Below are 11,487 nucleotides of genomic sequence, written 5' to 3' on the forward strand. Positions count from 1 at the left end.
TCAGACGTTCCAACCCTTCTCTGCCTGCGGGCCGTTGCGGGGGTCCTCGTGCCGGGCGATGTCCTGCGCGTGGACCTGCCTGAACAGCGGGCCCATGTCCTCCGCCACGGCCACGGCGCTCATCAGGGCGCCGAAAATGTCGTTGAAGGCGTCCGCGACTTCCTTCTCCAGCGGGAACTCGTTGTCGGAACGCTCGGCGAGGATCTTCATCACGTTCGCCACGCTGGTCAGCGCAGCCGGGAGGCCTTCGACCATGGCGAGGATCTCCATGGCGTCCTCGGGGTCGTAGGAGTTGGCGGCCTGCTCCATCTCGGAAGCGACCTCTTCGAACCGGAAGCCGGACACGTGCTCTCCTTCACTGACAGGCGTGTTCATGCTGGTCGGAACCCGTACGGCAGGTCGCTGAACGCTGTTGGCGATGCCCTCGGTGCCGTCCTGGGTGGCCTCGGCATCCGCCGCTTCCTCCCGCTCGCCCAGCTCCTCACGGATCACGTCGTCCCGGACGTTGCGCTGCTCGCGGGCGGTCTGGCACAGGCGCCGATACAGGCGCCGACCGGGATGGATCAGCCACGGCAACTTCAACTTGCGGCCGATCGGACTCGTCAGGAAGCCCAGCAGGCCCACCGGGAGCGCGAGCAGGGCGGCGAGCAGGCGACGACCGTGGAAGCGGGCCGCAGACCGCCAAAGCGCGCTACGGGCCACCCTCCTCGCGGGTGCCTTGCGGACTACGCCGCGCTGCGCGTCGACCGTGGCGCGAGCCTTGTCATCCCGCCGGGCGCGGTTCTTGGCGATCGCCGCATCCCGCACGGCACGGGCCCTACGCGCCGCGCCACCAAGCATCCGCCCGGCCAGACCGCCCCCGCGCCCGGCACGGCTGGTGAAACCGGCGCCGCCTGCGGTCTTGGCGTTGCGGCGGGCATCGGCGACCGCGCGGCGGGCGGCGGTGGTCTGCGCCCGCTGCCCGGCCCGCGAGCCGGCCGCAGCCTGCTGCGCCGCGCACAGCGCCCGTACCTGGCCGGCCCGACCCGCAGCCTGACCCGCACCACCATGCGCGCGCTTGGCGGACGAGTGACCAGCCTTGCTGAGGGTCTTGCCGCCCGTAGCGGTGCTGCCGTGCCGTGCGGCGGTGCCCGTCCCGCGGCGGTGCTGGCCCGGCACCCGGCCAGACCTGCCCCCGGCGCGGGAGGTGAGCGAACGGCTCCCGCCCCCGGTCCTGCCCGCGCCGCCATGGCGCAGGCCCATGGTGCGGGCGGCGCCGCGGGCAGCAGCGCGCCGTTGCTCGCGGCGTGTGCCGGGCTTGTGGGAGCGGGTGGCGGCGACCGTTCCGAGGACGACGGCCCCGGTGGCGGCCACCATGGCGGCGATCGGACCGCCCGCGAGGGATGCGGCGGCGACCATGCCCACGGTCGTGTTCGCACCCGACAGGGCCAGGGGCACTACCGGCCAGCCACCGGGCGTGTGGTCCACCTCAGCCGCGGCAGGGGTCGGGGCGGGCGGGGTGTCGGGCGGCGGGGGTGGTGCGGTCGGGGCAGCCTCTACGGCTACCGGTTCCGTGCTGAGTTCCGTCATGCTGGAGTGCTCCATCTCGAATGCGGGATCGGGGTGCCGGCGCGGCCCCTTCGGCCTGCAAGCGCGGGGCCGCGCCGGTCTGAGCTAGAACGCGTCCGGCTCCAGCGAGAAGAACAGGACGGTGAAGTCGCCGTGGCCCAGCTCGTCCGCGGCGATGGCCCGGATCTCCTGGTAGGCCTGGGAGCGGGAGAAGTACGCGGGGTCGAAGGTGGCGACCGACGACACGGTCAGCTGCTCGCCGCTGCGGGTCTGGACGGTCAGGACGTAGTGGAAGCCAACGGCCTTACCGGCGACGGTGGTCGGGGTGCTCACAGAGCAACTCCTCGCGAGAGTGTGGATGTTCAGGCGGTGCGCTGTTCCTCGACGGCAATGCACATGCCGCAGATCCCGTACGGGCGGGGGATGCAGTAGCCGACGTCGAGCCGGCAGCGGGGGCAGGTGCGGCGGGCGAGCATCGCCAGCGCGAGCGCGCCCCACTTGCGGGAGGTCATCGGCCTAACGGGCTTGGCCAGGTCGATGCGGTAGAGATAGGCGACCTGGTGGCCGCCGGCCCGCCGGTTGACCCGCATGAGCTGCGCGACGATCGGCTGCCCGCCCGGACGTAAGCCCCGGGCACGGAGCTGACGGCGGGTGGCCAGGCCCTTCGGGGCGAGGCGGTAGGGGTAGGCGGGGATGCCGTAGCGGAGCCCGGTCGGGTCGTAGCAGTCGGCGTAGACCCCCGGCATCAGGCCACCGCTTCAGCGGGCTCTGCCTGCTCGGTGGCCCGCTCCTCGCGCGCTTCCTGCACGCGAGCGGCTACCCAGCCGACCGACCAGCCGGTGTCCTCGGCAAGCTGCCGCACGGTCCGCTCGCCCTCACGGATCGAGGCGATGTAGGAGCGGGCCTCGGTCTCCGGCATCTTCCTGAGCACCAGCTCGCCGCTGTTCAAGCTGACGTTCGGGAGGTGGTAATCCGTGTTCACGGCCTCCCCCTCACCCGCGCCCTGGGCGGCGGGGGCGGGAGGGTCGATGGCCGCGCGCTCACGCCGTGAACGCTCCGCCTGCTCCCGCTGTTCACGCCGCAGCGCGTCGTCCCGCTCCTGTGCCTCGCGCCGGATGCGGTCCTCGTATTCGCGCTGCTCACGACGTACTTCCGCCTCATGGTCGAGGCGTTCACGCTCCATCCGTGCGGTGTGCTCGCGCTCCGCGGCCCGCTCGGAGCTCTCGCGCTCGGCCCGCTCGCGCTCCAGCCGTTCGGCGTGTTCGCGCGCGGCGTGTTCAGCGTGTTCACGGGTCTGCCGCTCGTGTTCACGCTTGGCCTGCTCGCGCTGTTCACGCTCGGCCTGCTCGGTGGCCCGTGAACGCTCGATGCGCTCCAGCGCGGCACTGATCGCGCGCCGGTAGGCCAATCCGGCTTCCGCGGTGACGATCAGCAGCAGGGGCGCGACCGCGTGCACGGCCACCCCGACGAGATCGTTCTTCAGAGCGCTGTCACCGACATTGAGCAACAGGGTCATCAGGCCGGTCATCCAGCGCAGCACGGCCGGCCACGGCCCGGACCTCCCACCCAGCCGCGCCACGACTGCATCGAGGCGGACCACGATGACCACGGCCGCGTCGACCACCAGGGGCAGGATCGGTGCCGTCCATGTCCAATCGGCGGGAGTGACCCGCTCCACCAGGGGCGTGACGGTCAGCACGGAGAACAGCACCGCACCTGCGGTAATGGCCCACGTTCCGGCCGCGAGCGTCTTCTCCGCGGACTGGATCTGGGACGGAGTCAGGGAATCAAGCATCCTCGCCCTCATCCCCGGAGTCCTTGCGCAGGCTGTCGAGGGAATCGCCGTAGGCGATGAGCTTCAGCTCCGCGCCGGCGTACTCACCGGACGCCTGCAACTCCCACGTCCGGCCGTCGCTCTGTTCACGGAACTGCACGTCGTCCGGGGCGATGCCCAGCGCGACCCGCCATGTCTCGAACGGCGACAGGTCGTCGTACAGCGTCAGCTCCAGCCGCTTCGGCCAGATCGTCGAAATCTCCAACGTCGGCGCGGGCAGGTCAGGGAAGTCGACGGCCAGCACGCGCAGCGCCCGCATCGGGACGGTGAGGTCGTCCAGCGTCAGGTTCTCGCTCATGCCGCCACCGCCATGCCCACCGCGTGGCGCCGCACCGGACGGTGCGACGACGTCTGGCGCGGCCGGCGAGCAGCAGCCCGCGCGTCCTTCAGCGGGCTCGTCCGCAGCAACGCCTCCGCGTACGCCGCGGCCTCCCGGTCCGACTCCCGCAACTCCGCGAGCACCTCGCGCGCCACGGCCAGCCGCACTGCCCGCTCCTGCTCGGACTCCACGGCCGGACCGGTGAACAGCTCCAGATCGATACCGAACGCCAACTCCGCGAACTCCGTCGCGGTAACGGCTTCATGACCAGCAACGATGCACTTCATGGGTCGTGTCTCCTTAGTCGGTGGAACGGCCCGAACAGCCCCTCGGAGTTGCCGCTCCGGGGGGCGCGCCGTTGTTTTTGATCTGCTCGGCCGAGCAGCCACGGCCCCCGACGCCCGGCAGAAGGGCGTCAGGGACCGTGAGCGCTCGGGCTCACATCGGCCCATCGACCGCCCGTGTGCAGGCGGCTGGGTCGGCACTCTGTTGAGTTCTTGGCAACGTGGTATCCGGGCCTTGCTCTCCGGATGTTGCTGATGCAGTACCTGTTTTACAGGTACTGCATAGGGCTCCGTCAAGTGCGGCGACGGAACTTCCTTGGCTTCGCGCCGGGACGTCTTGGCGCACCATCAGAATCGGTGCAGGTCAGGGGAGTTGGTGACCCCATGCGTGGACAGCTCACCCCGATCTGGCTACCGTCAAGAGCTCCCTAGAAGTCCCATCGGGAGTGCAGATGTCCAATGAGCGTTTGCGGTCCGCTCTCCTGGCGCGAGGCATGAGCGTCCAGGACTTGGCGGAAGCGATCGAGGTCAACCCGAAGACAGTCGAGCGCTGGATCACTCAGGGGAAAGCGCCGTACCGGCGCCATCAGTACGCGACTGCCTCAGTACTCAAGGTCGACGTGACCACGCTGTGGGAAGACAGCCGCACCGTCGACAGTGCGATGGATCTGAGCAAGGCTGAGATCGTCGCGGTCTACCCGCACCGGCATACGGTGCCCGCGGGACTCTGGCGCGAGATCTACGCGCGGGCGGAGAACCACCTAGATGTGCTCGTCTACTCCGGGTTGTTCCTGTCGGAAGATCCCTTGTTTCACGACCTCTTGAAGGCAAAGGTGGCTGGGACTACGCAGGTGCGAATCTTGCTTGGGGACCCCGGTTGTGAAGCGGTCCGGCAACGCGGCATAGACGAAGGGCACCAGATCATGGACGGGAAGATCCGCAACGCCCTGCTGAACTATCGCCCCCTCTTCGAGAGCCACCCAGACATCGGCTTCCGGCTGCACGATTCGACGCTTTACAACTCGATCTATCGGTCTGATGACGAGATGCTCGTGAACCCGCACGTCTACGGCATCGGCGCCTATCTGGCCCCTGTCCTCCATCTGCGTCGCATGCCGGGCGGCGGCCTGTTCGACACGTACGCGAATAGCATCGAACAGACTTGGGGCGGCGCTCGCCACATCACGGACCGCGACATCACCGGAGCTTGAACATGGGACGCATCGACTACCTGCACGACCCCGACGCTCCGCCGGCCAATTCGGTCGTGCCCTCGGTGGTGGCGTTCGTCCAGAACGACGCGGGGGAGGTGCTGATGATCCAGCGGTCCGACAACGGCCGTTGGGCGCTGCCCGGCGGTGGCCACGATGTGGGGGAGTCCATCAGTGACACCGTCGTGCGCGAGGTCTGGGAAGAGACGGGCATCAAGGCGGAAGTCGTCGGCATGTCCGGGGTCTACACCGACCCTGGGCACGTGATGCGATACGACGATGGCGAGGTCCGCCAGCAGTTCAGCATCTGCTTCCGCGCGCGGCCGGTCGGTGGCGAGGTGCGTACGAGCAACGAGACGACACAGGTCCGCTGGGTCGCCCCCGCGGACCTGTCGACGCTGGATGTGCACCCCACCATGCGGCTCCGGATCGAGCACGCGATGGACCGCACGCGGACGGCTCCCTACATCGGCTGACGCTTGGCGGCAGCGACCTGTTCGAGAACGCGGGCCGTGCTCGCCAGGATCTCGGGTTCGGCGCGGCGGATGAACGTACCGATCAGGCTGTCCGGCCCGTAGCGTCCGGTGATTTCGTTGATCCGGTCCACGGGATTCGTCGGCGTGCCGTCCGGCGTGGTGTTCATGTCGCAGTAGCAGAGAGCGTCATTTAGGTGTGCGCTCTCGCGGGCAAACTCGCCCTCCAACTCCTCGCGCAAGCCTCGCGCCTCTGCCTCCATCCAGGCACAGGAGTGGTGCGCCACCAGGTGCACAACCCGTTCGTCGGCGTCGGCCACGTCCCGGAGGTAGCGGGCGCCATCGAGCGGGTGGAAGCCGGTCTTGGCGAGGTCCGGCGAATAGCCGATGTCGTGAAGCACGGCTGCGGCTTCCAGCAACTCGGCATCTTGGCCCAGGACGGGCGCGATGGTACGCGCGCGCTCGGCGACCCCCAGCGAGTGCTTCCACCGCCGAGGCAGCGGCTCGGCGAGCAGCGATTCAGCGAGCGGATAGGCCCACTCCGTCAGCTCCGACAAGCTAAGAACGCTCCTCTCGAATCGGTACGGCACGGACTGTCCGCACCTTGCCTTGCCCTTCACTCGCCAGCACGCCGGCGGCTTCCAACTTGTCCAGAGCCTTGGTCGCAGTGGGGCGCGAGACTCTGAACTTGGCGGCCAGTACGGACGCGCTTGGGAAGGGTGCCCCCACTTCAAGCTCCTCATCCACGATGATGTCGCAGATCTGCTCTTCCAAGGCTCGCCTGTCGGATCGCTGTCCTTCGCGGATCACTCGCCAGCGTCCTCCAGGCACCGGTTCGGCGACTCCGTCCTTCTGCAGGACGCTGAAGGCACGTAGCGCGACCCCGCGGGAGACGTCGTAGTCGCGCATCAGGTCTGCGGCTGACGGAAACTCCGTCATCTCCGGGTTGTCTGCGATCTGAGCCTTCATCGCGTCCGCGACCTTCAGAAAGGTCCCCCGAGGACTGGCATGCTCCGACACGCGCTCTCCCTTCCTGTCTGCCTCTCGTCAAGCTCAAGCTTCCCACGCGGGTCTCATCCCACGGCAGCGCTGCGAGCTCCCCACGGCGTGCGGGGCGAGGGCGACGACGGCCCGCTCGAAGTCGGAGGTGAGCGACTGATGAGTGACGGCGGCGGCCCGCGGGACCTGGTGGCGGGCCGTGGGTGGATGTCATACCTCTGGTGCCGAAGCGTGGGGCCAACTTCTCGTGAATCAGACTTGCTCGCTGGAGCTGCTTCGCTGCTTCGGCGGGCGGGGCTTCTTCGGCTTCAACTTGCCGCCCTTGGACCTTGGTTCGTTCGGCGTGCCGCCCATTCGCGAACTGGTCTTGAGCACATGGCTGATGATCTGGCGCCGAACTTCGACCGCCTGCTCATCCTTGAGCACTTCAGCAAGACGCTCGGCTGTCAGGTAGTAGCTGTTCAACACCGGTTGATCGAAGTACCGGTTCAATTGTCCGATGGATTCTTTATACATCGCAAGGTACGTCTTGGTGAGATACCCGGATAGCATTGTGCTGAATGCGGCGAGGGCGCCAATGAACCAGCGCACTTGTTCCAGCGGAACGTAGGCCCCGCCGAAAGCGGCACACACAAGCAGAAGAAGCCCCACCCCCATTGCCGTGCGGGATGATTTGAATGACTTGTCGGCTTGCTCGGTCACGATCTTATGGTAGGCGCCGATCTGGCCTTGATTGAGTTCCATCAAGGTATTCAGCTCAGTGGCCTTACGGAGCTTTTCGAGGGCTTGCCGGTGGTACTCCTTCTGAGCTTGCAGCTTTGCATCGAAGCCTTGGTTCTGGTTCTTCATGTACTCCCGTCGAGTCATCAAGTAAAAAACGCCAACAATGATGGCGGCGATGAGAACGGCGGTGATGGTCCACGCAATGGGCGTCAAGTCGATTGGCTCGACCTGCTGTTTTGAATCTTGCCTGTTCGATTTCGCGTCGAATATTGCGAGAGAAATGCTAATTACGGCAAGGCAACCCGCGACCCCTGTAAGGAACATGACGGAGGCCCGTCTTCTCTTTTGACGTCGCTCCGAGGCCACCGCAAGTTCGTCCCATGAGGGAGCGGAAGGGGAAAAGAGGGGTGCCGCCCTGGGCCCCGGTTCTTCTTCGCCGCCGTCGCTACCGGCCACCGTCATGCGCATCTTGCGCCCCCCTCGATCAGGGGCGGCAGCCTAACCGCTGAGGCACCGTCACATCAGCGGAATGAAAGGAAATCATGTGCCACGGCGGTGCAGTCACACATACGCCCAGCTCGCTGCCGGGTTCGGCGTCGGAGTCAATATCGTCCACCGGTACGTGGCTGACGCCATCGAGACCCTCGTGGCCCTCGCACAGGACCTCGCCACGGCCGTCCTCGCCCCTCATCTCGGCGCCTCGGTCGCTTCCTCGGCGACGCGAGTCGCTGAGGAAGCAGAGCTGGGCCCTCTAGTCGCGACCGGGAGCTCTCAGTTCAGGTCATCGACGGCCCGTACAGGCGGCGTGGGGTCGGTTGCGATGGCGGGAGTTCGCCTGATTAACGGTGTGAGTCCCTGGGACGATGTCAGCATGCCGACGCCTGGAACACCTCTCCCCGCTGCACTCATCCCCGACTGCACCAAGCCGGAAGCTCACCGCGCGGCCTACAGGAGCGCCAAGGCCAACGACGCGATCTTTGTATGCATCGCTCGCCAGGGGTCGCGCTGGAAGGTGGAGCTTGACGCCTTTTCCAGCAGTGGGCCCACCATCCCGGAGCAGGCAGTCGCCGTCCTACGGTCTGCGATTGAAGTACTGGTATCTGACGGCACGGTGACGCAGGCCAACATTGCACCTGACTACATCTCTATATGGGCGATCAAGAGCGAGCAGAAGGCGCGGGAAATCGCTGCTGCGTTCCATGCCGCCATGCATGGTCTCCGGCAGCTATACATCGCCGTTCCAGTCCCGCGCAGGAGGGCCTAGCCTCCGAGGCTCACGCCGAGGTGGCCAGTACGGCCGGTGGGGCCAGGGAACTGCGGACCACTAACCGACTTCTGCATCGTGCGCAGTGAGCGTGAGCGGACTGTGGACCCCGCTGTAATTCTGCTGCCGAGTCGAGCCAGGGCGGCTAGAAACGGGTGCCAATGCTCACCCACGATCAGGAGGCGCACCCGGGTTCCGCCTCGTGATGCATCAGGAGCGGGGGCTCGGATAGGCGCCGAGGAGGTTGGGCACGCCGCAGGCGGTGGCGAGGAGGTCGGCATATACGGCGAGGTTGCGGCGGGTGTCGTTCAGGGCGGCGCGGAGTTCATCGGCCTGGGGCCACGCGCGTTCGTGGTCGCGACGGGAGCAGTCGGTGGGGCGGCGACTCTCCCAGTCCTCCAGGGCGGGGTGCCAGGTGGCCAGAAGCGGGCGCACGCCGTAGTTGAGCATGGCCACGGCCAGGTAGCCGAAGTTGTACTGGCCGCTCCGTTTCGGTTCGGCGATCTGCGGCCCGTGGCGGCGCAAGATCTCACGGGTGGTGCCGAAGAGTGAGTACAGACTCGTCAGTGCCTCCCGCAGCAGGCCCTCGTCCTCCCGCAGCGGCACCACGGAGACGCGGGTGATCAGTTCCACGTACAGCTCCCAGGCGGCGCGCCGCTCCGCGTCGTTCGGCTCCCAGCTGCCTGCGATCTCCAGCATCGGCAGCTTCAACCTGACTTCAATGTTCTTCGGCGTCTGGGTCATTGTGCTCCCTCTTCCTGCCAACGGGATCTCGGCGTTCTCCGCCCTGTCCCACGCTATACGCGAGATCATGGCCCGTGCTCCACATAAGAAGCGCCAGGGAATTCGGGGGTCAAAGGTGACCGACACCACGCAACGGTTCTTCGTCAGCTACGCGGGCCCGGACCGAGCCTGGGCGGAGTGGGTCGGCTGGCAGCTCAAGCGGGCCGGACACCAGGTCGAGCTGGACCGGTGGGATTGGCAGACCGGGGACGACTTCGTCCAGAAGATGAATCTCGCTCTCCACGGGGCCGACGCGGTGGTGGCCCTGTTCTCCAAGGAGTACTTCGCCGCTGAGCGATGGACCCGGGACGAGTGGTCGGCCACCGTGGCCACACGGGGACGGCTCGTTCCGGTAGCGATCGAAGCCCTGGCTGACGATGACATCCCCGCCCTCCTGAGGAATAGGTTGTACCAGGGCCTCCACGGGCTGGACGAGCCCGCCGCCGCTGCCGCCCTGCTCGAAGCCGTCCATGGACCGGTTTCCCCTCCTGGTCCGGTTGCCTTCCCCGGCGCCGCATCGCCCGATTCGGATACGGAACCCGACCCACAACGTCCCAGGATGCCTAGTAGCGTCGGTCTGCCCGAGGTGTGGAGCGTCCGCCGCCGCAACCCCGACTTCTCCGGCCGCGAGGCTGAAATGGTCCAGCTTCGTACCGGGTTGCTCAGCGGACACCAGGCCGTGGTCCAGGCGCTTCACGGCATGGGCGGCATCGGAAAGACCCAGATTGCCTTGGAGTACGCCCACCGATTCTCCAGCCAGTACGACCTCGTGTGGTGGGTCGATGCCGAACAGGCCGACCAGTTGCCCGTCCGCTACACCGAACTTGCCGACCGCATAGGCATCGCCAAATCCGACGCCGGCTCCGAGGCCAACGCCCATGCTCTTCTGCAACATCTGCGGACACGGCACCGCTGGCTTCTCATTCTCGACAACGCTGACCAGCCCGATCAGATCGAGCCCTGGCTCCCCGAGGGTCCCGGCCACGTTGTGATCACCTCGCGTAACCCCGACTGGCACGGGATCGCTCACCAGAGCGACCTAAACGTGTTCACTCGCACCGACTCCCAGGCCTACCTCCAGAGTCGTATCCCGGGAATCACCACAGGGCAGGCCGATCTCCTGGCGCGGGACCTCGGCGACCTTCCCCTCGCCCTCGCCCAAGCCGCGGGAGTCCTGCGCGGCGGCATGTCCCTGGACCGTTACCGTCAGCTTCTGACCACCAACACCGCACGCATCCTGCAGGAGAGCGACGTCCGCGACTACCCCGCGCCGCTAGCCGCGACGGTCAACATCGCCACCACCCGCCTCATGGACGACGGCCACTCCGATGCCACCGCCCTGCTCCGCCTAAGCGCCTTCCTCGGCCCCGACCCCATCTCCACTGCATGGCTGGAAACAGCTCGCCCCCGCCTGACCACCATTCCCGGCGACCCAGACGACCCGATGTGGCTGCGCAACGCCCTCCAGCACCTCGGCCGCTTCGGACTGGCCCGCACCGACTTCGACACCTTCCAAATCCACCGCCTCACCCAGGCCATCCTTCGCACCCAGCCCAGTCCTGACCAGGCCGCAGCGATCTGCGACGACGTCACCACTGTCCTTGCGGCAGTCAACCCTGGCGACCCGCAATCTCCGGCCGACTGGCCGACGTGGGCCTCCCTCACCGCCCACCTCACCACGCCTCACGTCACCACCGCGGTCGCCAGCCAACCCGGGTTGCGCGCCACGCTCTTGGAAGCTGCTCACTTCCTCATCCGCAGCGGTCTGCCACGCGCCGCCTACGGCCTCGCCACGGCACTGCATCAGGCATGGAGCACTGATCTGGGGCCAGATCACCCCGACACCCTCACCTGTGCGCAGTATCTGGGGCACGCGAGCGTCGACCTCGGCGACTACGCCAAAGCCCGCTCCATCATTGAGGACACCTACATCCGTCGCCGCCGTGTTCTGGGTGAGGACCATCCCGACACCCTGCACTCCGCCAACGATGCAAGCACCACCTTGGCTTACTTGGGGGGGCACGCGGAGGCCCGCCGCATGCACGAGGA

General features: G+C 67.2%; 14 protein-coding genes. 4 read left to right on the plus strand and 10 right to left on the minus strand.

The window, feature by feature from the left end:
• From AQJ27_RS32925 to AQJ27_RS32950, 6 genes are all read right to left on the minus strand, one after another.
• Positions 1 to 1,569 carry a hypothetical protein gene (locus AQJ27_RS32925; RefSeq protein WP_067376455.1) on the minus strand — a complete coding sequence of 523 codons (1,569 nt, stop codon included), beginning with the start codon at positions 1,567 to 1,569 and terminating at the stop codon, positions 1 to 3.
• Between the two features lie 84 nt (positions 1,570 to 1,653).
• Entirely contained in the window at positions 1,654 to 1,881 is a 228-nt protein-coding gene (locus AQJ27_RS32930) for a hypothetical protein (protein WP_067376458.1), read from the minus strand.
• Positions 1,882 to 1,910: 29 nt separating this feature from the next.
• A complete protein-coding gene (locus AQJ27_RS32935; RefSeq protein WP_067376461.1) occupies positions 1,911 to 2,294 on the minus strand; it encodes an RRQRL motif-containing zinc-binding protein in 384 nt (127 codons plus the stop codon).
• Complete coding sequence (locus AQJ27_RS32940; protein WP_067376464.1) at positions 2,294 to 3,343, minus strand: coiled-coil domain-containing protein; 1,050 nt, start codon at positions 3,341 to 3,343, stop codon at positions 2,294 to 2,296. The genes AQJ27_RS32935 and AQJ27_RS32940 overlap by 1 nt, the downstream gene beginning before the upstream one ends.
• Positions 3,336 to 3,680 carry a hypothetical protein gene (locus AQJ27_RS32945; protein WP_067376467.1) on the minus strand — a complete coding sequence of 115 codons (345 nt, stop codon included), beginning with the start codon at positions 3,678 to 3,680 and terminating at the stop codon, positions 3,336 to 3,338. Before AQJ27_RS32945 ends, AQJ27_RS32940 begins: the two co-directional genes overlap by 8 nt.
• On the minus strand, positions 3,677 to 3,988 hold the full coding sequence (locus AQJ27_RS32950; RefSeq protein ID WP_067376470.1) for a hypothetical protein: 312 nt from the start codon (positions 3,986 to 3,988) through the stop codon (positions 3,677 to 3,679). The genes AQJ27_RS32945 and AQJ27_RS32950 overlap by 4 nt, the downstream gene beginning before the upstream one ends.
• Positions 3,989 to 4,479: 491 nt before the next feature.
• Here AQJ27_RS32950 and AQJ27_RS32955 point away from each other — a divergent pair, with 491 nt between their 5' ends.
• Both AQJ27_RS32955 and AQJ27_RS32960 read left to right on the plus strand, forming a co-directional pair.
• Positions 4,480 to 5,196 (plus strand): XRE family transcriptional regulator, encoded by a 717-nt coding sequence (locus tag AQJ27_RS32955; protein ID WP_235613669.1) that lies wholly within the window; start codon positions 4,480 to 4,482, stop codon positions 5,194 to 5,196.
• A gap of 2 nt (positions 5,197 to 5,198) precedes the next feature.
• On the plus strand, positions 5,199 to 5,672 hold the full coding sequence (locus AQJ27_RS32960; protein ID WP_067376475.1) for an NUDIX domain-containing protein: 474 nt from the start codon (positions 5,199 to 5,201) through the stop codon (positions 5,670 to 5,672).
• Here AQJ27_RS32960 and AQJ27_RS32965 read toward each other — a convergent pair.
• The 3 genes from AQJ27_RS32965 to AQJ27_RS32975 form a co-directional block, all read right to left on the minus strand.
• Complete coding sequence (locus AQJ27_RS32965; RefSeq protein WP_201264375.1) at positions 5,660 to 6,226, minus strand: HD domain-containing protein; 567 nt, start codon at positions 6,224 to 6,226, stop codon at positions 5,660 to 5,662. The genes AQJ27_RS32960 and AQJ27_RS32965 overlap by 13 nt on opposite strands.
• 1 nt (position 6,227) lies before the next feature.
• Entirely contained in the window at positions 6,228 to 6,689 is a 462-nt protein-coding gene (locus AQJ27_RS32970; RefSeq protein ID WP_067376481.1) for a GntR family transcriptional regulator, read from the minus strand.
• A gap of 231 nt (positions 6,690 to 6,920) precedes the next feature.
• Positions 6,921 to 7,859 (minus strand): hypothetical protein, encoded by a 939-nt coding sequence (locus AQJ27_RS32975; protein ID WP_159064444.1) that lies wholly within the window; start codon positions 7,857 to 7,859, stop codon positions 6,921 to 6,923.
• 154 nt (positions 7,860 to 8,013) lie between these two features.
• Between AQJ27_RS32975 and AQJ27_RS60875 the strand changes: the two genes are divergently transcribed.
• On the plus strand, positions 8,014 to 8,655 hold the full coding sequence (locus AQJ27_RS60875; RefSeq protein WP_159064445.1) for a hypothetical protein: 642 nt from the start codon (positions 8,014 to 8,016) through the stop codon (positions 8,653 to 8,655).
• 210 nt (positions 8,656 to 8,865) lie between these two features.
• Here AQJ27_RS60875 and AQJ27_RS32985 read toward each other — a convergent pair whose 3' ends face one another.
• The gene (locus AQJ27_RS32985; protein ID WP_067376487.1) at positions 8,866 to 9,399 is read right to left on the minus strand and encodes a hypothetical protein; all 534 of its coding nucleotides are present in this window, start codon (positions 9,397 to 9,399) and stop codon (positions 8,866 to 8,868) included.
• 115 nt (positions 9,400 to 9,514) lie between these two features.
• On the opposite strand from AQJ27_RS32985, the gene fxsT reads away from it, so the two are divergent.
• On the plus strand, positions 9,515 to 11,487 hold a 1,973-nt coding region (gene fxsT, locus AQJ27_RS32990), incomplete at its 3' end, for an FxSxx-COOH system tetratricopeptide repeat protein (protein WP_067376490.1).

The sequence above is a fragment of the Streptomyces olivochromogenes genome (assembly GCF_001514115.1).
Lineage (GTDB): Bacteria > Actinomycetota > Actinomycetes > Streptomycetales > Streptomycetaceae > Streptomyces > Streptomyces olivochromogenes.

Excerpts from the sequence above, each read along its gene's own strand:
- AQJ27_RS32925 (WP_067376455.1), bottom strand. The coding sequence starts at position 1,569 with ATGACGGAACTCAGCACGGAACCGGTAGCCGTAGAGGCTGCCCCGACC.
- AQJ27_RS32935 (WP_067376461.1), bottom strand. The coding sequence starts at position 2,294 with ATGCCGGGGGTCTACGCCGACTGCTACGACCCGACCGGGCTCCGCTAC.
- AQJ27_RS32940 (WP_067376464.1), bottom strand. The coding sequence starts at position 3,343 with ATGCTTGATTCCCTGACTCCGTCCCAGATCCAGTCCGCGGAGAAGACG.
- AQJ27_RS32945 (WP_067376467.1), bottom strand. The coding sequence starts at position 3,680 with ATGAGCGAGAACCTGACGCTGGACGACCTCACCGTCCCGATGCGGGCG.
- AQJ27_RS32950 (WP_067376470.1), bottom strand. The coding sequence starts at position 3,988 with ATGAAGTGCATCGTTGCTGGTCATGAAGCCGTTACCGCGACGGAGTTC.
- AQJ27_RS32955 (WP_235613669.1), top strand. The coding sequence starts at position 4,480 with ATGAGCGTCCAGGACTTGGCGGAAGCGATCGAGGTCAACCCGAAGACA.
- AQJ27_RS32960 (WP_067376475.1), top strand. The coding sequence starts at position 5,199 with ATGGGACGCATCGACTACCTGCACGACCCCGACGCTCCGCCGGCCAAT.
- AQJ27_RS32975 (WP_159064444.1), bottom strand. The coding sequence starts at position 7,859 with ATGCGCATGACGGTGGCCGGTAGCGACGGCGGCGAAGAAGAACCGGGG.
- AQJ27_RS32985 (WP_067376487.1), bottom strand. The coding sequence starts at position 9,399 with ATGACCCAGACGCCGAAGAACATTGAAGTCAGGTTGAAGCTGCCGATG.